Annotated in this window: 22 protein-coding genes; 7 read left to right on the top strand and 15 right to left on the bottom strand. The window is 59.5% G+C overall.

Annotated features, from left to right (window positions below; translation table 11 throughout):
• Positions 1–60: 60 nt before the first annotated feature.
• Positions 61–876, top strand: a complete 816-nt coding sequence (gene cysE / locus CYR32_RS17500; protein WP_101826440.1) for a serine O-acetyltransferase — start codon at positions 61–63, stop codon at positions 874–876.
• 83 nt (positions 877–959) lie between these two features.
• Here cysE and trmL read toward each other — a convergent pair whose 3' ends face one another.
• From trmL to cpxR, 3 genes are read right to left on the bottom strand one after another with little or no spacing between them, the layout of a single operon-like run.
• Positions 960–1,433, bottom strand: a complete 474-nt coding sequence (gene trmL, locus CYR32_RS17495) for a tRNA (uridine(34)/cytosine(34)/5-carboxymethylaminomethyluridine(34)-2'-O)-methyltransferase TrmL (RefSeq protein WP_101826439.1) — start codon at positions 1,431–1,433, stop codon at positions 960–962.
• 38 nt (positions 1,434–1,471) lie between these two features.
• Positions 1,472–2,842, bottom strand: coding sequence for an envelope stress sensor histidine kinase CpxA (gene cpxA / locus CYR32_RS17490; RefSeq protein WP_101826438.1), 1,371 nt, complete (start codon positions 2,840–2,842; stop codon positions 1,472–1,474).
• Positions 2,839–3,537, bottom strand: coding sequence for an envelope stress response regulator transcription factor CpxR (cpxR, locus tag CYR32_RS17485; protein ID WP_101826437.1), 699 nt, complete (start codon positions 3,535–3,537; stop codon positions 2,839–2,841). The genes cpxA and cpxR overlap by 4 nt, the downstream gene beginning before the upstream one ends.
• 150 nt (positions 3,538–3,687) lie before the next feature.
• On the opposite strand from cpxR, the gene cpxP reads away from it, so the two are divergent.
• From cpxP to CYR32_RS17470, 3 genes are all read left to right on the top strand, one after another.
• On the top strand, positions 3,688–4,233 hold the full coding sequence (gene cpxP, locus CYR32_RS17480; RefSeq protein ID WP_101826436.1) for a cell-envelope stress modulator CpxP: 546 nt from the start codon (positions 3,688–3,690) through the stop codon (positions 4,231–4,233).
• Between the two features lie 600 nt (positions 4,234–4,833).
• Positions 4,834–5,796, top strand: coding sequence for a 6-phosphofructokinase (pfkA, locus tag CYR32_RS17475; RefSeq protein WP_101826435.1), 963 nt, complete (start codon positions 4,834–4,836; stop codon positions 5,794–5,796).
• A gap of 169 nt (positions 5,797–5,965) precedes the next feature.
• Positions 5,966–6,955, top strand: coding sequence for a sulfate ABC transporter substrate-binding protein (locus tag CYR32_RS17470; RefSeq protein WP_101826434.1), 990 nt, complete (start codon positions 5,966–5,968; stop codon positions 6,953–6,955).
• 63 nt (positions 6,956–7,018) lie between these two features.
• Here the strand turns inward: CYR32_RS17470 and tpiA are convergent, their stop codons facing one another.
• Both tpiA and CYR32_RS17460 read right to left on the bottom strand, forming a co-directional pair.
• Positions 7,019–7,786, bottom strand: coding sequence for a triose-phosphate isomerase (tpiA, locus tag CYR32_RS17465; protein WP_101826433.1), 768 nt, complete (start codon positions 7,784–7,786; stop codon positions 7,019–7,021).
• Between the two features lie 127 nt (positions 7,787–7,913).
• The gene (locus tag CYR32_RS17460) at positions 7,914–8,519 is read right to left on the bottom strand and encodes a DUF1454 family protein (RefSeq protein WP_165698271.1); all 606 of its coding nucleotides are present in this window, start codon (positions 8,517–8,519) and stop codon (positions 7,914–7,916) included.
• 137 nt (positions 8,520–8,656) lie between these two features.
• On the opposite strand from CYR32_RS17460, the gene CYR32_RS17455 reads away from it, so the two are divergent.
• The gene (locus CYR32_RS17455; RefSeq protein WP_101826431.1) at positions 8,657–9,079 is read left to right on the top strand and encodes a DUF805 domain-containing protein; all 423 of its coding nucleotides are present in this window, start codon (positions 8,657–8,659) and stop codon (positions 9,077–9,079) included.
• 13 nt (positions 9,080–9,092) lie between these two features.
• Here CYR32_RS17455 and fpr read toward each other — a convergent pair whose 3' ends face one another.
• Positions 9,093–9,839 (bottom strand): ferredoxin--NADP(+) reductase, encoded by a 747-nt coding sequence (fpr, locus tag CYR32_RS17450; RefSeq protein ID WP_101826430.1) that lies wholly within the window; start codon positions 9,837–9,839, stop codon positions 9,093–9,095.
• Positions 9,840–10,180: 341 nt separating this feature from the next.
• On the opposite strand from fpr, the gene emrD reads away from it, so the two are divergent.
• Positions 10,181–11,365: a multidrug efflux MFS transporter EmrD gene (gene emrD, locus CYR32_RS17445; RefSeq protein ID WP_101826429.1), complete on the top strand. Its 1,185-nt coding sequence runs from the start codon at positions 10,181–10,183 to the stop codon at positions 11,363–11,365.
• Between the two features lie 45 nt (positions 11,366–11,410).
• Here emrD and glpX read toward each other — a convergent pair whose 3' ends face one another.
• The 3 genes from glpX to CYR32_RS17430 all read right to left on the bottom strand — a co-directional run bounded on the left by glpX (position 11,411) and on the right by CYR32_RS17430 (position 14,932).
• Positions 11,411–12,421 (bottom strand): class II fructose-bisphosphatase, encoded by a 1,011-nt coding sequence (glpX, locus tag CYR32_RS17440; RefSeq protein ID WP_101826428.1) that lies wholly within the window; start codon positions 12,419–12,421, stop codon positions 11,411–11,413.
• A 111-nt stretch (positions 12,422–12,532) separates the two neighbouring features.
• The gene (gene glpK, locus CYR32_RS17435; RefSeq protein ID WP_101826427.1) at positions 12,533–14,047 is read right to left on the bottom strand and encodes a glycerol kinase GlpK; all 1,515 of its coding nucleotides are present in this window, start codon (positions 14,045–14,047) and stop codon (positions 12,533–12,535) included.
• A gap of 39 nt (positions 14,048–14,086) precedes the next feature.
• A complete protein-coding gene (locus CYR32_RS17430; protein WP_101826426.1) occupies positions 14,087–14,932 on the bottom strand; it encodes an MIP/aquaporin family protein in 846 nt (281 codons plus the stop codon).
• A 568-nt stretch (positions 14,933–15,500) separates the two neighbouring features.
• Here CYR32_RS17430 and zapB point away from each other — a divergent pair.
• Complete coding sequence (gene zapB / locus CYR32_RS17425) at positions 15,501–15,740, top strand: septal ring assembly protein ZapB (RefSeq protein ID WP_101826425.1); 240 nt, start codon at positions 15,501–15,503, stop codon at positions 15,738–15,740.
• A 104-nt stretch (positions 15,741–15,844) separates the two neighbouring features.
• Here the strand turns inward: zapB and rraA are convergent, their stop codons facing one another.
• The 6 genes from rraA to cytR form a co-directional block, all read right to left on the bottom strand.
• Positions 15,845–16,330 carry a ribonuclease E activity regulator RraA gene (rraA, locus tag CYR32_RS17420; protein WP_101826424.1) on the bottom strand — a complete coding sequence of 162 codons (486 nt, stop codon included), beginning with the start codon at positions 16,328–16,330 and terminating at the stop codon, positions 15,845–15,847.
• A 100-nt stretch (positions 16,331–16,430) separates the two neighbouring features.
• Complete coding sequence (locus CYR32_RS17415; protein ID WP_101826423.1) at positions 16,431–17,354, bottom strand: 1,4-dihydroxy-2-naphthoate polyprenyltransferase; 924 nt, start codon at positions 17,352–17,354, stop codon at positions 16,431–16,433.
• Between the two features lie 86 nt (positions 17,355–17,440).
• The gene (gene hslU / locus CYR32_RS17410) at positions 17,441–18,784 is read right to left on the bottom strand and encodes an HslU--HslV peptidase ATPase subunit (RefSeq protein ID WP_101826422.1); all 1,344 of its coding nucleotides are present in this window, start codon (positions 18,782–18,784) and stop codon (positions 17,441–17,443) included.
• Between the two features lie 21 nt (positions 18,785–18,805).
• Positions 18,806–19,336 carry an ATP-dependent protease subunit HslV gene (gene hslV, locus CYR32_RS17405; protein WP_101826448.1) on the bottom strand — a complete coding sequence of 177 codons (531 nt, stop codon included), beginning with the start codon at positions 19,334–19,336 and terminating at the stop codon, positions 18,806–18,808.
• 96 nt (positions 19,337–19,432) lie between these two features.
• A complete protein-coding gene (ftsN, locus tag CYR32_RS17400) occupies positions 19,433–20,278 on the bottom strand; it encodes a cell division protein FtsN (RefSeq protein ID WP_101826421.1) in 846 nt (281 codons plus the stop codon).
• Between the two features lie 65 nt (positions 20,279–20,343).
• Complete coding sequence (gene cytR / locus CYR32_RS17395) at positions 20,344–21,372, bottom strand: DNA-binding transcriptional regulator CytR (protein ID WP_101826420.1); 1,029 nt, start codon at positions 21,370–21,372, stop codon at positions 20,344–20,346.
• Positions 21,373–21,527: the final 155 nt, after the last annotated feature.

Genomic DNA, 21,527 nt, shown 5'->3' with positions numbered 1-21,527 from the left:
AGCCACGCGGCTGCGGGTGCCGGTCGCGTGGCTTCTTTATGTAAGGCAGAGGGGAAAGCAATGTCGTCTGAAGAGTTAGAACAGGTCTGGAATTACATCAAATCAGAAGCGCGGGCGCTGGCTGATTGTGAACCCATGCTGGCCAGTTTCTTCCATGCAACATTGCTTAAACATGAAAACCTCAGCAGCGCGCTCAGCTATATTCTGGCCAATAAGCTGGGCAGCCCGGTCATGCCGGCGATGGCGATCCGCGAAGTGGTGGAAGAGGCTTACCGTTCCGACGTGCAGATGACCCTCTCCGCCGCGCGTGACATTCTGGCCGTGCGGCTGCGCGATCCGGCGGTGGATAAGTACTCCACGCCGCTGCTCTACCTGAAAGGGTTCCACGCGCTGCAGGCGTACCGCATCGGTAACTGGCTGTGGAAACAGGATCGCCGCGCACTGGCAGTCTACTTCCAGAACCAGATCTCCGTCTCCTTCGGCGTGGACATCCACCCGGCGGCCAGAATCGGCTGCGGCATCATGCTCGACCACGCCACCGGCATCGTGATCGGTGAAACGGCGGTGGTGGAAAATGATGTCTCGATCCTGCAATCCGTCACCCTGGGCGGCACCGGGAAAACCAGCGGCGACCGCCACCCGAAAATCCGTGAAGGGGTGATGATTGGCGCAGGGGCGAAAATCCTCGGCAATATTGAGATCGGGCGCGGCGCGAAAATCGGTGCCGGTTCGGTCGTGCTGCATTCGGTGCCGGCGCACACCACGGCTGCCGGTGTACCGGCGCGCATTGTCGGCCGCCCGGAGAGTGAGAAGCCGTCCCTGGATATGGACCAACACTTTAACGGTGATGGGTTTGTCTACGGCGACGGTATTTAACGTTGGCCTGATAAAGCCAACGGCCCGGCGCAGGACAAAAGCAAAAAAGCAGGCATGGCCTGCTTTTTTTTGTGGCTGCCGGTTCAGGACTTGATCAGCGCCCCGGCATAACCGAGCTGCCGCCACGCCTCATACACCACCACGGATACCGCATTCGACAAATTCATGCTGCGGCTGTTGGGCTGCATCGGGATCCGGATCTTTTGCTCCGCTGGCAGGGCATTCAGGATGTCGGCAGGCAGGCCGCGGCTCTCCGGCCCGAACAGCAGATAATCCCCGGCCTGATAGCTGACCGCGCTGTGGGCAGGGGTGCCTTTGGTGGTCAATGCAAACAGCCGGGCAGGCTGCTCCTGCGCCACGAACTGTGCGTAGTCAGCATGTTTCCGGATTGAGGCGAACTCATGATAGTCCAGCCCGGCGCGACGCAGGCGTTTGTCGTCCCAGGTAAAGCCCAGCGGCTCAATCAGGTGTAAATGAAAACCGGTGTTGGCACATAAGCGGATGATATTGCCGGTATTTGGTGGGATTTCAGGTTCAAACAAAACGATATTCAGCATACGCCCCCCAGAATTGAGGGGCGCAGAATACCAGAAACTTAACGCAGGTGCAGCGGCAGCCAGATGATCAGACGCAGGCCGCCCAGCGGGCTGTCATCGGCCCGCACCCAGCCCCGGTGCTGGGAAACGGCGGTTTCGACAATCGCCAGCCCCAGCCCGGTGCCGCCCGATTCACGGTCACGCGCCTCATCGGTGCGGTAGAAGGGGCGGAAAATCTGCTCCCGATCGGCCGGTGATACGCCGGGGCCATCGTCATCCACGGTGATGGTGATCCCTTCCTCATCACAGGCAAACGCCACGGCAATATGGTGGTGGGAATAACGCAGCGCATTGCGCACGATGTTCTCCAGCGCACTGTCCAGCGCCGACGGGTTACCAATCAGCGTCCACGGCCCTGGGGGGGAGGTGATTTCCAGTTTTTTCCCCACCTGTTCCGCTTCAAATTGCGCATTTTCCAGCACATCTGCCCACAGGGCATTGGCCTTCAGCGGCTCGCGCGCCAGCTCGTTTTTATGCTGACTGCGCGACAACACCAGCAGGTCGTTGATCATGCTGTCCAGCCGCTGGGCTTCCGTCTCAATGCGCTCCAGCTCTTTGCCTTCACCGTGGCGGCGGCGCATCAGCGCTGTTGCCAGTTGCAGGCGGGTCAGCGGAGTGCGCAGCTCGTGGGAGATGTCGGAAATCAGCCGCTGCTGGGCAGTCACCATTCTCTCCAGCGCGCTCACCATCTGGTTGAAGCTGGCCCCGGTCGCCAGGAACTCCTGTGGCCCGGCTTCCAGTTCCGGGTGCTGCTTCAGGTTGCCGCGTGCCACATCATCCGCGGCATTCTTCAGCTTACGCGCCGGTTTTGCCAGGCTCCACGCCAGCCATAACAGCAGCGGCGAGCTGATCAACATGGTGACGATCAGCAGCAGCAGCGGCCGGTCAAACATCAGGTTGATAAAGTCAGACTGCGGGCTGTTGGCCGGGCGGATCAGGTAGAGCTGGTAGTTGTCTTCACCATCACGTATGGAGAAGGGGCCAACCATCTCAACCCGGCCATACTTTTTCTTTTTCGGCCGGTCGGCATTGTCCGACTGGCCGATAAAGTTACGCACGATCTGCATCTCGTTGCGCTGTGCGCCGATGACCCGCCCCTCGCTGGTCACCAGCAGCAAACGCTGGCCCGGCGGGGCCCATTTGTCGATGGCGCGGAACAGCCGCCGCCACCACATCAGATCGTTGGCCGGGTCGCTGGCCAGCTCCGCTTCCACATGCTGTTCCAGCATCAGGCCCTGACGCTGTTCACTCTCCAGCAACGGGGTGAGCTGGCGCGAGTCCAGCTTGGGCACCATCAACACCAACATCAGCACCAGCGCCAGGGTAAACCAGAAAATGGCGAAGATACGTGCTGTTAAGCTGTTGATCATTTTGCAGATACCATCAGATAACCACGGCCGCGCAGGGTTTTGAACCACGGGTGGCCATCTTTGCGCTCAGGGAGTTTGCGGCGCAGGTTGGAGATATGCATATCGATGGCGCGGTCAAACGGGGTCAGCCGCTTGCCGAGTACTTCCTGGCTGAGATGCTCACGTGACACCACCTGGCCGAGGTGCTGCGCCAGCAGGTAGAGCAGCGTGAATTCCGTGCCGGTCAAATCCAGTACCTGATTTTCAAAGCTGGCTTCCTGCCGCCCCGGGTTCAGTTGCAGGCAGTCCACCTGCAGCGTCGGCGCGCCGCTTTCGCCGTTCTGCTGCTGCTCGCTCCAGTGGGAACGGCGCAGAATCGCGCGGATGCGGGCCACCAGCTCCCGATCGTTAAACGGCTTGGGCAGGTAGTCATCCGCGCCCAGCTCCAGGCCCAGCACCCGGTCCAGCTCGCTGCCGCGGGCCGTCAGCATAATCACCGGCGTCTGGTGGTGCTGACGCAGCTCCTTCAGGGTGTCGATACCATTTTTCTTCGGCATCATCACGTCCAGCAGCAGCAGGTCAATGCTGCTGTCGAGCTGTTCCAGTGCCTGTTCGCCGTCATGCGCCACCACGACGTCAAACCCTTCCATATCCAGCAATTCTTTTAAAAGCGAAGTGAGTTCGCGGTCGTCATCGACTAAAAGGATCTTATTCATCGTATTTACCTCTAGACGCAAAATACGTCATCAATTGTTGGCATTCCATGACTTTACGAAGTTTTACATGCACTGACGCATGTTTGCAGCCACCTCACTACACTGCTTCACATTGAATAACGAATCGTGAACGGCACCGGGAGTTTTTAGATGCAAAAGGTAACTGCGTTAGTGTTGGCCACCCTGCTGCCGCTCTCTGCGGGTATGGCACAGGCTGCTGAGACAACGACCAGTGACCCGGCCTGGCACCACCATGACCCTGTGCTGAAAAATGGTTACGTTAACAACGAATTAATGTTTGATGGCGTCAGCCTTACGGAAGAGCAACGCCAGCAGATGCGTGACCTGATGCACCAGGCACGGCGCGATCTGCCCCGTATCAATGTAGCTGAAATGGAAACCATGCATAGGCTGATCACGGCGAAGAACTTTGATCAGGCCGCTGTTGAAGCCCAGGCTGAAAAAATGGCGCAGGAGCAGGTAGCGCGCCAGGTTGAAATGGCCCGGGTACGCAACCTGATGTACAACCTGCTGACCGATGATCAAAAAGCCGTGCTGGCGCAGAAACACCAGCAACGCATGGATCAACTGCAGAGAATGCAGCAGGCGCAACAGCAAAACGCGCAGCGCATGAACGACTTGCAACCCACTTCTGCCCAGAAGCTGAGTACCAAAGAGCTGAGTACCAAAGAGTAGCACCCTGTTTTTCCTTGCCATAGACACCATCCCTGTCTTCCCCACCGTAAGGTGGGGTTTTTTTTGCCTGGTGCCGGTAAGGATCTGGCCGCCTGACTTATCACGGCAGCATTGCTGTTTTACCCTGTTTCTTCGCCCGGCCGGGTGCGCCGTTGCCTTTCATTCATCGGTTAAACGCGCAGGCACCTTCGCGTATCATCCATCTGATGGGGCTAGGAATAGTGCTATTCTTATAGCATCAATATGCCGCAGAAAAAGGTATGATAACGCGGCAGTGTGCGGGTTTCCGGTGCCGGTTCAGGCATGTGCGCACACTTCACCCCCCAGGACACCTGCCTGTGGTTGACGCAGGAACGGCAAGGACATTAAGAGAAGCAAGCCCGTTTTCACCAGGAAAAGTTTTTGGATGCCGATTATTGAACAGCCTTGCAACATGCGGTGGATTACCCCGCGATAGAGTGACCTGAATCAATTCAGCCTAGGCTTTTTGTTATACTATCGCTGACCCGAAGACCGGTTCATTTTCTATACTGCCCGGCGTCCGTATAATCGGCGGAATAAGATTTTTAAGAAATTGCATCTACAAGTTCAGAGGTAGTCATGATCAAAAAAATTGGTGTACTGACGAGTGGCGGCGACGCCCCAGGTATGAATGCTGCGATCCGTGGTGTTGTGCGTGCCGCATTGACCGAAGGGCTGGAAGTTTTCGGTGTCTATGACGGCTACCTCGGCTTGTACGAAGATCGCATGGAGAAGCTGGACCGCTACAGTGTCTCTGACATGATCAACCGGGGCGGTACCTTCCTCGGCTCTGCGCGTTTCCCGGAATTCCGTGATGAGGCAGTGCGCGCCAAAGCCATTGAGAACATGAAAAAGCGCGGCATTGATGCGCTGGTGGTCATCGGCGGTGACGGCTCCTACATGGGGGCCAAACGCCTGACCGAGATGGGCTTCCCCTGCATCGGCCTGCCGGGCACCATTGATAATGACGTCGCGGGCACCGACTACACCATTGGCTACTTCACCGCCCTGGAAACGGTCGTAGAAGCCATTGACCGCCTGCGTGATACCTCCTCTTCCCACCAGCGTATTTCAATTGTGGAAGTGATGGGCCGTTACTGTGGTGACCTGACTCTGGCGGCGGCGATTGCCGGTGGGTGTGAATTCATCGTCCTGCCGGAAGTGGAATTCAACCGTGACGATCTGGTTGAAGAGATCAAAGCCGGTATCGCCAAAGGGAAGAAACATGCCATTGTGGCGATCACCGAGCACATCTGTGACATCGACGAGCTGGCGCGCCACATTGAGAGCGAAACCAAGCGCGAAACCCGTGCCACTGTGCTGGGCCACATTCAGCGTGGCGGCGCGCCGGTCGCTTACGACCGCATTCTGGCCTCTCGCATGGGGGCGTACTCTATCGAGCTGTTGCTCCAGGGTTACGGCGGCCGTTGCGTGGGTATCCAGAACGAGAAGCTGGTTCACCATGACATTATCGATGCGATTGAAAACATGAAGCGGCCGTTTAAGTCGGACTGGCTGGACACCGCGAAAAAGCTCTACTGATTGACTTCCTTCAGAAACCTCCCGCCGGGAGGTTTTTTTTCGCCCTCCGGGGCTTATTCCAAAAAAACATAGTCGCTTTCTTTTTATTCTTTAATCCTTGCGGGCGTTTCTGGCAGGCTGAGAGCCGGATTACACACTTCGCAATGATTGAGACCAGGAGAACGTGACGATGCGTAAATGGGGAGTAGGGCTGGCACTGATGCTGGCAGCAACAGGCGCTCTGGCAAAAGATATCCAACTGCTTAACGTGTCTTACGACCCGACGCGGGAGTTCTACCAGGAGTACAATCAGGCGTTTACCAAATACTGGCAGCAAAAAACCGGCGACCATGTCACGGTGCGCCAGTCACACGGTGGCTCCGGCAAGCAGGCGACGTCCGTGATCAACGGCATTGATGCCGATGTCGTGACGCTCGCTCTGGCCTACGATGTGGACGCCATTGCCGAACGCGGCCGGATTGAGAAAGACTGGATCAAGCGCCTGCCGGATAACTCCGCGCCTTACACCTCAACCATCGTTTTCCTGGTGCGAAAAGGCAACCCTAAACAGATTCACGACTGGCCGGATCTGGTTAAGCCGGGTGTCTCCGTGATTACCCCGAACCCGAAAACTTCCGGCGGGGCGCGCTGGAACTACCTGGCAGCCTGGGGCTACGCCCTGCATCACAACAATAACGATCAGGCCAAAGCGCAGGAGTTTGTGAAAGCGCTGTATAAGAATGTGGAAGTGCTGGATTCCGGCGCACGCGGCGCGACCAATACCTTCGTGGAGCGCGGCATGGGTGACGTGCTGATCGCCTGGGAAAACGAAGCGCTGCTGGCAGTGAAAGAGCTGGGCAAAGACAAGTTTGATATTGTGACGCCGAGCGAATCTATTCTGGCGGAGCCGACTGTCTCGATGGTGGACCGCATTGTGGACCGCCGCAACACCCGCGAAGTGGCGGAAGGTTACCTGAAATATCTCTACAGCGCGGAAGGGCAGACAATTGCCGCCCAGAACTACTACCGCCCGCGTGACCCGGCAGTTGCTGCCAAATTTGCCGGCGAATTCCCGGCGCTGAAGCTGTTTACTGTGGATCAGGTGGCCGGCGGCTGGGCAGAAGCGCAGAAGGCACACTTCGCCACCGGCGCGATCTTTGATCAGATCACCCGCCGCTAAGCCTGGTTCAGGCAATAAAAAACCCCGCCTGGCGGGGTTTTTTTATGGCTTCGCGGCAGAAACTTATGCGCGTTTGGCGTCTGCTGCGGCTTTCACGATCACCGCGAACGCATCAGCTTTCAGAGAGGCACCGCCAACCAGCGCGCCGTCGATGTCCGGCTGGGTGAACAGCTCGGCAGCGTTACCGGCGTTTACGGAGCCGCCGTACTGGATGATCACTTTCTCAGCGACGTCAGCGTCCTGTTTGGCGATATGGTCACGGATGAACTTATGAACCGCCTGCGCCTGCGCCGGGGTTGCGGATTTGCCGGTACCGATGGCCCAGACCGGCTCATAGGCGATCACGGTATTGTCGAACGCTTTCGCGCCCAGGGTGTTCAGCACGGCATCCAGTTGTTTGGCGCACACGGCTTCTGTCTGGCCCGCTTCGTTTTCCGCTTCGGTTTCACCGATGCAGAGTACCGGGATCAGGCCGGCTTCTTTCAGCACGCCGAATTTCCTGGCAATGAACTCATCGCTCTCTTTATGGTAAGTGCGGCGTTCAGAGTGGCCGATGATGATGTATTGCGCGCCGATGTCTTTCAGCATCTCGGCAGAGGTTTCACCGGTAAATGCACCTGACAGGTTAACGCCGACGTCCTGGGCACCCAGCGCAATGCGGCTGCCTGCCAGCTGATGCTTCGCCTGGTCCAGATAGAGTGCCGGAGGGGCAATCGCGACGCCGCAACCGTCAACTGCGCTCAGTTCATTACGCAGACCGGCGATCAGCTCGTTAACCATATGGGTACTGCCATTAAGCTTCCAGTTACCCATTACTAAGGGATGACGCATGTTAAATCCTCCAAGCAGAGACACGAGATTCGACTAAAATGACTGCCTTACAGGCAATTTACCTGCCCACCAGTATAGAGATCATTACCGTAAAAGGCTTTGCTTTTCGTCATGGATGGCCGTGGCTTCACGGCTCTGAGAGCGCCAGTTTTACCGGCTCCACCGCGAACGTCAGCCCTTTCTCCCCGTTGTCAGAGACCACGTAGCGGATCGCCCCGACCTGATGCTGGTAGAACTGCGCCCCCTTGCCTGCCTCCAGCAGCTCCGCCACCCGGGCGGTGCTCTGCTCGACGTTCAGCGCCGGTTCAAACTCGCGCATCAGTGCCGCCATATAGCTGATGGCGGTGGCGCGCGCGGCTTTCTCCTCGTTGCCCTGAATCGGCAGGTAGGTCACCTGCATTGTCTTGATTTTGCCGGTGCCTTTCTCCAGCGCCGTGGACGCATAAAGGTTCTCATTGATTTTACTGGCGGCGCGCGTCAGCACGGCGTTTGGCTCCTTGTCCGGAATGGAGCGGAACTCGTTAATCGGCAGGTTTGGGTTCTGGCTGTTATAGGCCTCACGGAATTTCACCACCGTCATGTCGAACGTGGGGGCGCCATTTAACAGATAGGGGGCTTTGGGCATGTCGTTACTCAGCGCGCCATGCCCGGCGTCCGGCGGATCGGCCAGGGCACGTGGCAGGGCGCTGAAGGCCAGCAGGGCGGCCAGAATCGGGATCAGGGGTGTTTTCATCATGTCGTACAGGTCGCGGAATTTTATGCCCGATTAGAACGGCATTCCGGGGTAAAAGTCAAAAAAGGCGCGCGCCCCTGCCGCGGCTGCCGGGCGTGGGGTACACTGACGCCCTGTCCGGCTGAAGGAAATGAGCGATGACGTTGCAGGAGTGGGGGTTTTCTTTTCGTGGCCGTCTGGGGCGGCGGGATTTCTGGGTCTGGCTGGTGCTGTGGCTGCTCGTGATGGGCGCGGCGTTTCTCGCCGCTGACCGGCGCTGGGTAGAGATCCAGTCGGCAGCGTTTCTGATTGTGTTCCTGCTCTGGCCCACCTCGGCGGTGCTGGTCAAACGTCTGCATGACCGCAACCGGGCCGGTGGGTGGGCCTTCCTGCTGATTCTGGCGTGGGTGCTGGCAGCCGGGAACTGGCAGATGCTGCCTGCGCCGGCCTCCTGGACGCTGGGCCGCCTGCTGCCGACGGTGATCTTTGTGCTGATGCTGGTGGAGTGCGGCTTTATGCCGGGCTCGACCGGTAAAAACCGCTTTGGCCCCCCGGCCGACCCGGTGCGCTACCGGGTGTAGCCGCCCCGGCGGCTTACCAGTAGTGTTCGCTGGTGATGTGGCCCGGTTTGCGGCGCAGGTGTTTACGCATTTCCCGGCTCTCTTTCAGCACCTGCTGGGTATCACGCACCATTTGCGGGTTACCGCACAGCATCACGTGGCTGGTTTCCGCGTCCATTGTCAGGCCTACGGCCGCTTCCAGCTCACCGCGTTCAATCAGCGCCGGCACGCGCCCGGTCAGGGAGCCGGGCACGCTCTCGCGGCTGACCACCGTCTGGATCTTCAGCCTGCCGTTGAGGCGCTGCTGCAACTGCTGCATCAGCGGCAGGTAGCTGAGGTCGCGCGCATAGCGGGCAGCATGCACCAGCACGATGTGGTCAAACCGTTCCAGATCCTTTCCTTCCTGAAGAATGGAGAGGTAAGGGCCGATGGCGGTGCCGGTCGCCAGCATCCACAGGGTGCGGCATTCCGGCACCTCATCAAGCACAAAGAAACCGGCAGCCTCTTTGGTGACCATCAGCTCATCGCCGGGCTGTAGCGCATGCAGCTTCGGGCTGAGTTTGCCTTCCGGCACCGTCACCAGATAGAACTCCAGGTTCTCATCGCTGGGGGCATTCACATAGGAGTAGGCGCGCTGTACGCGTTCGCCGTCAATTTCCAGTGCCAGCTTGGCAAACTGCCCGGCCGTGAAGGCATCAATGGGTGCCTTGACCCGGATGCTGAAGAGGCCGTCTGTCCAGTGTTCCACCTGTGTGACTTTTCCTGTTACCCACTCCGCCATAGTCTCAGTGCTCCTGTTGGTTATCGGCTGGCCGCTCTTTGGCGCGCCACGCTCCTGTGGTACGCCCGGGGCATTGGCTTCCTGTACGGCATCTCCCTGCCGCATCCTGTGACCGATGGTAGGTGATCTTTCTGTGAACAATTATCGATTAAATGGTATTGCCCTGCCGGGCAGGCAGCAGGCGTACAGCGTGCTTTACGCGGCTGGAGCGGCGGCCTGCCAGAGGAGAGAAAACCATCTTGCTGCAAAATTTTAACAAGTACCGGCATTTTGGTAGCGTACGCGCACTTTCCCGGCCGCCGCTGTGGCGGCGTGTTATCTCTCTTTACCTTTCTGAAAAAATGAAAAAACTCGAAAACGTTCATCTGATGGCGATGCTGATTTTGCTGGTGGCCGTCGGCCAGATGGCGCAGACCCTCTATGTGCCGACGATTGCGCAGATCGCCCGTGACTTCGCGGTAACGCCCGGCGCGGTACAGCGGGTTATGGCGGCCTACCTGATGATGTATGGCCTCTCGCAACTGGTGTATGGCCCGGTATCAGACCGCGTTGGGCGGCGGCCGGTGATCTTTACCGGAATGCTGATTTTCCTGCTGGGCGCGGCCGGTGCGCTGCTGGCCCCCAGCCTGAACGCCCTGGTGGTGGCCGGGGCGGTACAGGGGATGGGCACCGGCGTCGCCGGGGTGATGGCGCGCACCATGCCGCGGGATCTCTATGCCGGCCATGCGCTGCGTCAGGCCAACAGCCTGCTGAATATGGGGATTCTGGTCAGCCCGCTGTTGGCCCCGATCATCGGCGGGACGCTGGCGGGCTGGTTTGGCTGGCGCGCCTGTTTTGCCTTTTTGCTGCTGTTGTGCAGCGGGGTGGCGCTGGCGATGTGCCGCGGGCTGCCGGAGACCCGCCCGGCGGCGCAAACCCCGCGCGCGCTGTTCAGCGGCTTTAAGCCGCTGCTGGCTGACGGCAATTTCAGCCGCTATCTGGTGATTCTGATGGGCGCGCTGGCAGGCATCGCGGTGTTTGAGGCGAGCTGCGGCGTGCTGATGGGTGGTGCGCTGGGGCTGAGCAGCCTGACGGTCAGCATCCTGTTTATTCTGCCGCTGCCGGCGGCCTTTTTCGGGGCCTGGTTTGCCGGTAAGGCGGGCGCGTCGTTCCACCAGCTGATGTGGTATGCGGTGCTGAGCTGCCTGCTGGCGGGGCTGATGATGTGGGTGCCGGGCTGGTTCGGCATCATGACGATCTGGACGCTGATTATCCCGGCGGCGCTGTTCTTCTTCGGCGCGGGGATGCTGTTCCCGCTGGCGACCACCGGCGCGATGGAGCCGTTCCCCTATCTGGCCGGTGCAGCCGGGGCGCTGGTCGGCGGGATGCAGAATATGGGGTCAGGGCTGGTGGCGTGGCTTTCGTCGATGCTGCCGCAAACCGGCCAGTTCAGCCTCGGGCTGCTGATGTTCGCGATGGCGGTACTGATGCTGCTCTGCTGGTGGCCGATGGCCGCGAGGCATCAGGAAGCGGGTGACGCCGCCTGATGCCGCGCCTTGCCCCCGGCGGGAAAAGGTTGCCGGGGGTGAGGGTTACAGAATGTAGGGGTGCAGCGCCGCGTCTTTGCGATCCAGGAAGTGCGTCGAGGTAATGCGGCGGATGGTGCGCGACTTGCCGCGAATCAGCAGGGTTTCGGTGGTGGCCATGTTCCCTTTGCGGCGGATGCCGTCCAGCAGATCGCCTTTGGTGATGCCGGTGGCGGAGAAGATCACGTTGTCGTTGCGCGCCATCTGCTCCAGCGTCAGCACCTGACCGGCCTCAATGCCCATCGCTTTGCAGCGGGCCAGCTCCTGCTCGCCGATGCGGCGGTTCTCTTCACTCTCCCCTTTGACTTCATGGCGCGGCAGCAACCGGGCCTGCATGTCACCGTCCAGCGCGCGGATCACCGCCGCAGAGATCACGCCCTCCGGCGCGCCGCCGATGCCGTACATCACATCCACTTCGCTTTCCGGCATACAGGTGAGGATCGAGGCAGCCACATCGCCGTCAGGAATGGCGAAGACTTTGACCCCGAGCTGTTGCAGCTGCTTCACGGTGGCGTCGTGGCGCGGCTTTGCCAGAATGATCACTGTCAGTTCCGCCAGCGGCTTGTTGAGCCGGGCGGCCACATTGCGCAGGTTTTCTTCCAGCGGCAGCGTCAGGTCGATGCTGCCGTGCGCGCCGGGGCCGACCACCAGCTTCTCCATGTACATGTCCGGTGCGTGCAGGAAGGTGCCGTGGTCACCCACGGCCAGCACCGCCAGCGCGTTGGACTGGCCCATCGCCGTCATGCGTGTGCCCTCAATCGGATCAACGGCGATGTCGACCGCATCTCCCCGGCCGGTGCCCACTTTCTCGCCGATATAGAGCATCGGCGCTTCATCAATTTCACCTTCGCCAATCACGATCCGGCCGTCGATCTCCACGTTATTCAGCATGATGCGCATGGCATGGACAGCCGCGCCGTCCGCGGCATTTTTATCGCCCCGGCCCAGCCACTTATAGCCGGCGAGTGCGGCGGCTTCGGTTACACGGGAGAACTCGATGGCTAATTCACGTTTCATGGCAAACCTGTCTGCGATATGGATGATGCGCAGGAGTGTAGCACAGGGGAAAGCGGGGCAGGGAACAGGGGAAAAGCAGGCTCCCCGGGGCGGGGAGCCTGAAGGGGAGGCTTATTCGTCGTGGTCTTCCCAGGCGCGGGCGCGGGCGACCGCTTTTTTCCAGCCGGCGTAGCGGTAGTTACGCTCGGTGGTTTCAATGCTTGGGCGGAATTCACGCTCAACCACCGACTTGGCGCGCACTTCGTCCAGGTCTTTCCAGAAGCCCACTGCCAGCCCGGCCAGGTAAGCCGCGCCGAGGGCCGTCACTTCACGGACTTCCGGGCGCTCCACGCGGGTGCCGAGAATGTCTGACTGGAACTGCATCAGGAAGTTGTTGGCGACGGCACCGCCATCCACGCGCAGTGTTTGCAGGCGGGTGCCCGCATCGTTTTGCATCGCTTCCAGCACGTCACGCGTCTGGTACGCCACAGACTCCAGCGTGGCGCGGATAATGTGGTTGGCGTTCGCGCCGCGCGTCAGGCCGAAAATTGCGCCGCGGGCATACGGGTCCCAGTAGGGGGCACCGAGGCCGGTAAAGGCCGGCACCATATATACGCCGTTGGAGTCTTTGACCTTCAGGGCGAAATATTCAGAGTCTGCCGCGTCGCTGATGAGCTTCATCTCGTCACGCAGCCACTGGATGGACGCGCCGCCGATAAACACCGCCCCTTCCAGCGCATAGTTCACTTCACCGCGCGGGCCGCAGGCGATGGTGGTCAGCAGGCCGTGTGTCGAGGTAACCGCTTCGGTACCGGTGTTCATCAGCATAAAGCAGCCGGTGCCGTAGGTGTTTTTCGCCATGCCGGGCTGCACGCAGAGCTGGCCATACAGCGCCGCCTGCTGGTCACCGGCGATCCCGGCAATCGGAATACGGGTGCCGCCCTTCCCGCCGATGTTGGTCTGGCCGTAGATCTCCGAGGAGGATTTCACTTCCGGCAGCATCTCACGCGGGATGTCGAGGATCTCCAGCATCCGCTGATCCCACTCCAGTTTGTGGATGTTGAACATCATGGTGCGTGAGGCGTTGGTGTAATCGGTGATGTGGACCCGGCCCTGCGTCATTTTCCAGACCAGCCAGGTATCCACGGTGCCGAACAGCAGCTCGCCGCGCTTCGCGCGCTCACGGGCACCCTCAACGTGGTCGAGGATCCATTTCACCTTGGTGCCGGAGAAATAGGGGTTAATGACCAGCCCGGTGGTGTGCTGGATGTACTCTTCCAGCCCCTCTTTTTTCAGTTTTTCGCAGTAGTCCGCGGTACGCGGGTCCTGCCAGACGATGGCGTTATAGATCGGCTTGCCGGACTCTTTATCCCAGACGATGGCGGTTTCACGCTGGTTGGTGATGCCGAGGGCGGCGATCTGATCAGAGCGGATGTCGGCATGGGCCAGCACTTCCACCAGGGTGGAGCTTTGCGAGGCCCAGATGTCCATCGGGTCATGCTCGACCCAGCCGGCTTTCGGGTAGATCTGGGTGAATTCACGCTGGGAAACCGCGACGATGTTGGCGTCATGGTCGAGCACTACGGCGCGTGAACTGGTCGTGCCCTGATCAAGCGCGACAATGTATTTCTTTTCTGGCGTCATCATAATCATCCTGCAAAAAGTTAACCGGGAACGCGTTATTGCTTACGCTTTGCGCTGTTTAGGCTGAGGGGCGGCTTCCTCTTCTGACACGCACACTTCGCACGGCAGATGGCGGCCAATCAGGGCGCGGTAGCCAAAGGCACCCAGCGACGCCCCCACCAGTGGGCCAAAGATGGGCACCAGGAAATAAGGGATGCTCAGCCCGCCGGTAAAGGCGACTTTGCCCCAGCCCGCCAGGAAGGCGAACAGTTTCGGGCCGAAGTCACGCGCCGGGTTCAGGGCAAAGCCGGTCAGCGGGCCCATGGAACCGCCGATCACCGCAATCAGCAGGCCAATCAGCAGCGGGGCCAGCGGGCCGCGCGGCACGCCGTTACCGTCGTCGGTCAGGGCCATAATCAGGCAGACCAGAATAGCGGTAATCACGGTTTCGACAATAAACGCCTGCAAAATCGAGATGTTCGGGTTAGGGTAGGTGGAGAAAATACCTGCCAGGTCAAGGCTTTCCACGCTGCCACGCACCATATTGTGACCCTGTTCATACACAAAGAACAGATTGTAATAGAGGCCGTAGACCAGGGCGGCGGCACAGAATGCCCCGGCCACCTGCGCCACGATATACGGCGCGACTTTACGGCCGTCAAAACAGGCAAACAACCAGAGTGCGATGGTGATCGCCGGGTTGAGGTGGGCACCGGAGATCGCGGCGGTCATGTAAACCGCCATCGCCACGCCCAGGCCCCAGATGACACTGATTTCCCACTGTCCGAAGCTGGCGCCTGCCAGCTTCATGGCCGCCACACAGCCGGCGCCGAAGAAGATAATCAGACCGGTTCCCAGGAATTCGGCGATACACTGGCCTTTCAGGGTAGTGCTGGTTAATTGGCTCATAGTGAAGTCCTACAGACGGTAAGGTTCATACGTTATTGTTAGTCGCTGTGATGTAACAGAGGTTAATTCACTTGAGTGCTCATTTGGGAAATGAGAACACAATGTGAATTTATCGTTAACGAGCAAAAACGAGAAATAGCGAACTTAAAATGTGTGTGGTGTGTCATAAAAATGAGCGAATACGCGTTATTTTCTCGCCATTTTACCCCAATCGCGCATCGGTAAACCGGTCTCCCTGCCGTTTCGCTTATGTCTGTTTGGCGTGACAGATGACAGGCCCCCTTTATAAGAGCAGGCTTCAGGCAACAAAATGGTGAACTCTGCCCCCCTTAACGCCGGGATGTGGCTAGACAGCGGCAGACAGGCTACATACAATCGCTTTTATTCAAGAAAACCGGTTTTATTCAGGAGAGCCGGTTTTATTCAAGCGGCGCGCCGGACTGATTCAGCCGCAGCGTTTCGAAAAGGGCGCTTGTTTTTCAAAACTAAGCCGTTTTGCTGCCTCTGCCTCCCTCGGAGCGGACGACACAACAAGATCTACGCCTTACGCACATAAGAGGAATTAAGAATGTCATTTGAAGTTTTTGAGAGATTAGAAGCGAAAGTTCAGCAGGCGATCGACACCATCACCCTGTTGCAAATGGAAATTGAAGAACTGAAAGAGAAGAACAACACGCTCTCTCAGGAAGTTCAGAATGCCGGCAGCCACCACGAAATGCTGGTGCGTGAGAATGAGCACCTGAAGCAAGAGCAGCATGTCTGGCAGGATCGTCTGCGTGCGCTGCTGGGAAAAATGGAAGAGGTCTGATCCCCTCGCACCCGGCGCACGCCGCAAGGGTGTAAAGTCAGAACGAAAAAGGCACTCCGCGGAGTGCCTTTTTGTTTGCCCGGCATCGGTTCCCGGCAACGGGCTTATTCGATGTCCAGCGGATCTTCCGACAGGATAATCCCGGTGTTGTCCGCATAGAGGTGGTCGCCGGAGAAGAAAGTGACGCCGCCGAAATTGACGCGGATATCACTTTCACCAATGCCTTCGCCGTTGGCCCCGGCCGGGATGGCGGCCATCGCCTGGATGCCGATGTCCAGCTCGGCCAGATCGTCCACCTGACGCACCGCGCCATACACCACCAGCCCTTCCCACTCATTTTGCGTGGCAAGGCGCGCCAGCTCAGCATTGATTAACGCCCGGCGCACCGACCCCCCGCCATCAACCAGCAGCACGCGGCCGCGGCCGTTCTCTTCCAGCAGGTCATACAGCAGACCGTTATCTTCGAAACATTTCACGGTGGTGATCTGCCCGCCAAAAGAGGTACGCCCGCCAAAATTGGAGAACAGAGGCTCAACGACGTTCACCTCTTCGTGATAAATATCGCATAGTTCGGAAGTATCGTATTTCATAGGAGTTACGTCTGGTTGATGCAGGAATATCCAGTATATGCCTTTCTGGCGGATGTTGGCAAAATCATCAATTGTTAACTTTGCCTTCAGCCAGAATGAATTAACTGATACTCAGGATCACGCCGAGCGCAAACAGCAGGTTGGTCAGCAGCGCCGCCTTGACCATCTGCTCCAGCATCGGGCGCATCGCCGCCGCCTGTTGCTCCCGCACCACAAACCGGCCGTGACGCCACAACAGCGGCACCGCCAGTACAAACAGCCCGCCCCACGGGCTGTGCAGGTAGAGCAACGCAAACAGGGCGAAGCAGAGCACCGCCCCCACCAGCAACAGGGCGTGGTAATAGCGCCCTTTGCGCGCGCCGAGCCGCACCGCCAGGGTGTTCTTCCCATTGGCGCTGTCGCTGTCGATGTCCCGCAGGTTATTGATGTTGAGCACCGCCGCCGCCAGCAGGCCGCAGGCGGTGGCAGGCAGGAACACCACGCCGTCGAGCCGGTGGGTTTGCAGGTAATAGGTGCCGGCCACGCTGATCCAGCCGAAGAATATCAAAACCGACAGATCGCCCAGCCCGCGGTAGCCATAAGGCTTCGACCCCACGGTGTAGGTGATGGCGGCGGCGATCGACAGCAGGCCGAGCAGCCCAAAGCCCAGCACATCCTGTGGGGTGTCGCAGGCCACGGCAATAAGGCCGACACCGGAAACCAGCGTCAGCACGACCGAAACGATCAGGGCGCGTTTCATCTGGGCGGCGGTGATGACACCTTTCTGCATCCCGCGCAGCGGGCCGAGGCGGTCGGGCGTGTCACTGCCTTTCAGCGCGTCGCCATAGTCATTGGCCAGGTTGGAGAGAATTTGCAGCAGGCCGGCGGTCAGCAGCGCCAGCAAGGCAATGGCCGGGTGGAAACTGTGGTGCCAGGCGGCGACCGCAGAACCGGCCATAATGGAGGCGAAAGCCAGCGGCAGGGTACGCGGCCGCAGGCTTTCCAGCCAGGCGCGGCCTGGGGAGAGATAACATTGTTCGCTCATGATTCGCTTTTGTCCGGGGGGAATCCATCTAAAAAAACAGGGAGGCCGAAGCCTCCCTGCAAATAGTAGGGGATTATGGACGCGAATTACAGAATAAAACGGCTCAAATCCTCATCGGCCACCAGCTGATCCAGGTGGTTCCCAACATACTCCGCATCGATGGAGAAGGTTTCACCGCTTTTTTCGCTCGCATCGTAGGAGATATCTTCCATCAGACGCTCAAGCACGGTGTGCAGGCGGCGCGCACCGATGTTTTCGGTGGTTTCGTTCACCTGCCAGGCGGCTTCGGCAATACGGCGGATACCGTCTTCGGTAAAGGCGACGGTGACGCCTTCGGTCGCCATCAGCGCTTTGTACTGCTCGGTCAGCGAGGCGCTCGGCTCGGTGAGGATGCGTTCGAAGTCGCTGGTGGAGAGCGCCTGAAGCTCCACACGGATCGGCAGGCGGCCCTGCAGTTCCGGGATCAGGTCAGCGGGGCTGGCGGTCTGGAACGCGCCGGAGGCGATGAACAGGATGTGGTCAGTCTTCACCATGCCGTGCTTGGTCGAGACGGTACAGCCTTCTACCAGCGGCAGCAGGTCACGCTGGACGCCCTCGCGGGAGACATCCGGGCCGGAGCCCTGGCCGCCGCGCTTACAGATTTTGTCGATCTCGTCGATAAACACGATGCCGTGCTGCTCAACCGCTTCAATCGCCTGCTCTTTCAGCTCTTCCGGGTTGACCAGCTTCGCCGCTTCCTCTTCGACCAACAGCTTGAACGCCTCTTTGATCTTGATTTTGCGCGGTTTCTGCTTCTGGCCGGCCAGGTTCTGGAACATGGACTGGAGCTGGTTGGTCATCTCTTCCATGCCCGGAGGGGCCATGATCTCCACGCCCATCGGCGCGGCAGCCAGATCAATTTCGATCTCTTTGTCGTCGAGCTGGCCTTCACGCAGTTTCTTGCGGAATGCCTGGCGGGCCGCGGACGGCTCCTGGTGCTCATCCGGCACGCCCCAGTTGTTTTTCGCCGGCGGCACCAGCACATCCAGGATGCGCTCTTCGGCCAGCTCTTCAGCACGGTGGCGGTTTTTGTCGATCGATTGCAGGCGCACCATCTTCACGGCGGCGTCAGTCAGGTCGCGGATAATGGAATCCACTTCCTTACCGACATAGCCCACTTCGGTGAACTTGGTGGCTTCGACTTTGATGAACGGCGCATTGGCCAGTTTCGCCAGGCGACGGGCGATTTCGGTTTTACCGACACCGGTTGGGCCGATCATCAGAATGTTTTTCGGGGTCACTTCATGGCGCAGCGCTTCGTCGAGCTGCATCCGGCGCCAGCGGTTACGCAGGGCGATGGCAACGGCACGCTTCGCTTTGTCCTGGCCGATGATGTAGCTGTCCAGCTCGCTGACAATCTCGCGTGGGGTCATTTCAGACCGTTGGGTCATAGTAGACATAGTATTCGGTCCTTACGCTTTGGAAGGCAATTCTTCAATAGTATGGAACTGGTTGGTATAGATGCAGATGTCACCTGCGATACCCAGCGCTTTTTCCACGATGTCACGGGCACCCAGCTCGGTATTTTCCAGCAGGGCGCGGGCCGCTGATTGGGCGTAAGGGCCGCCGGAACCAATGGCAATCAAATCATTTTCCGGCTGGATCACGTCACCGTTACCGGTGATGATCAGCGAGGCATTCTCGTCCGCCACGGCCAGCAGGGCCTCCAGGCGGCGCAGCATCCGGTCGGTACGCCAGTCTTTCGCCAGCTCTACGGCCGCCTTCACCAGATGGCCCTGGTGCATCTCCAGCTTGCGCTCAAACAGTTCAAACAGGGTAAACGCATCGGCGGTGCCGCCGGCAAAACCGGCAATCACTTTGTCATTGTACAGACGGCGTACTTTGCGCACGTTGCCCTTCATGACGGTGTTTCCCAGGGTTGCCTGGCCATCGCCACCAATTACGACCTGGCCATTACGGCGCACACTTACAATTGTTGTCACGAGCAAACCCTCGTTGCAGTCAGAAAAGGCCCGGACCGGGGCACGACACCGGTCCGGGGCATATTGAGAATAGAGATGGGGGAGGTTTGTGGCTTTTCAACCCCCGGCTGCAAGGGGAATGCAGCCGGACATACCGACGCCGCGCAGGCGTTGTAAAGACTTGTCCGCCGCGGCGCGGGTGCTGTAAGGCCCGAGCACCACGCGGTTCCAGCCGCCGTTGGCGGTGATGCGGCTCTCAATGCCCTCAAACGCCAGCTGTGCGCGCACAGACTCCGCCTGGTCACCGGTGCGGAAGGAGCCGCACTGCACCATCCAGCGCTGGGCCTTCTCTTTTTCTTTCTCTTTCGGCTTCTCTGCCTTGGGCTGCACGGCCGTGACCGGTGCCGGCTGCTGCGCCTGGGTCTGGGCGCGCGGCACGGCTTTCGGCGGCTGCGGCTGTACCGGCTGCTGGCGCGGCAGGCTGTTGGTCACCGGCATCCGCGACGTGGACGTAGTGTGCGTGCTCTGCGCCGGGTCGTTATACGGCACCTCAGAGAGCTGGGTCGGCTGCTGGCGCATGTCGGCCTGCATCTGCTCCAGCAACTGGCGCTGCTCCGGCGTCAGCTCCGTCTGTGATTTCACCTCGCCACCCGCGGTCGGTTCTGTCGGGGACTGCACGCCAATCTGCCGGTTCTCCAGCTCTTTGATGTAGCGCCAGCGCTCCTCCGGCTTCGGCGGCAACCCGTTGCCCGGGTGGGCGGTGTGTGCCGGCAGCAGCGGGGCCTCCTCCTCGGACTTATTGTGCGTGATGAAATAGAGGCCACCGACGAAGGTCACCAGAACCGCGACGGCCAGTGCCACCATCGTTTTGGAGATACCCGGAGAACTGCTTTTTTTCTTCCGGCCGGGGGCTTTCCGCCGCGCTCCTGCGCGCCCACGGCTTACATAGTCTCTCTGTGCCACTATCGTTTCGCTGTGTCGTGATGAAGAATGAAGTCGGTCATGTTACTGAACCCTAAAAAGTTTGACTAGCGCTTAGGCGCTGCGGTGCTGCCGCGGACCACCAATTCACTGTCGAGCAGACGTGAGCCGCTTTGTACCGCATGACCCTGCAACTGTTCAAGCAATAGCAGCATCGCCTGGCGGCCGAGCTGGAAACGCGGCTGGGCCACGGTAGTCATCGGCGGGTCGCTGTACTGGCAGAGTTTGATGTCATCGAAGCCCACCAGAGAGACATCATAAGGGACGCGCAGGCCCATCTTTTTTGCCTGGGAGAGCGCGCCCATCGCCATGATGTCGTTGTGGCAGAAGATCGCCGTCGGCGGTTTCGGCAGGGTCATCAGCGCCGAGAGCGCCTGCGCGCCCGATTCGTAGCTGAAGTCCCCGCGCACAATATAGTGGCTCTCCACCGGCAGGTTATTGCGGCGCAGCGCCTGAACATAGCCCTGGAGCCGGTAGTGGCACAGCGGCATCTTTTCCGGCCCGGCGATGCAGGCGATGCGCTGGTGGCCCAGCCGGTGCAGGTAGTGTACCGCCTCAAACGCCGCCGTCAGGTTATCGATATGTACCGTCGGCAGCTCCAGCTCCGGCGCGAACTCATTGGCCATCACCATCGGCGGCAGGTTGCGCTGCTCCTCTTTACCGGCATCGAACGGCAGGTTGGAGCCGAGCAGCAACATGCCGTCAATCTGCTTGGTGATAATCAGGTTGATGAAGGTGCGCTCCTCCTGCTGCTGCTGGGCGCAGTCGCCAATCAGCACCAGGTAGCCGTTTTCCGCGGCGGTGCGCTCAATGCCCTGGATCACGTCGGCAAAGAACGGGTCACTGATGTCCGGGACAATCACCAGAATCGTGCGGGATTCACTGCGTTTGATGTTGCGGGAGAGGGCATGGGGGGAGTAGCCGACAGCCAGTACCGCCTGCTCGACTTTTTGCCGGGTCGGGGCGGAGACTTTTTCCGGGTTCATGAGGGCGCGCGATACGGTGGCGGTAGATACCCCGGCCATCTCGGCAACATCCTTCATGGTCGCCATCGGTATTTCTTTCTTTAATTCCAACGCGTCTCTCCTTGCACAGGCGGCAGGCCGGTGCCACTACCTGGAAAATCATGATGCTGAGCCAATGACGGCAGGCAACGTGTCATTTGTGGTACATGCCTGGTTCCCTGAGGCTGACAGCGTATCTGTTTTGGGTGCATACCTAACCACATTCT

This window comes from Chimaeribacter coloradensis, from assembly GCF_002858715.1.
Lineage (GTDB): Bacteria > Pseudomonadota > Gammaproteobacteria > Enterobacterales > Enterobacteriaceae > Chimaeribacter > Chimaeribacter coloradensis.
Note: the sequence above shows the minus strand (reverse complement) of the source record. Positions and strands in the feature narration are given on the sequence as shown.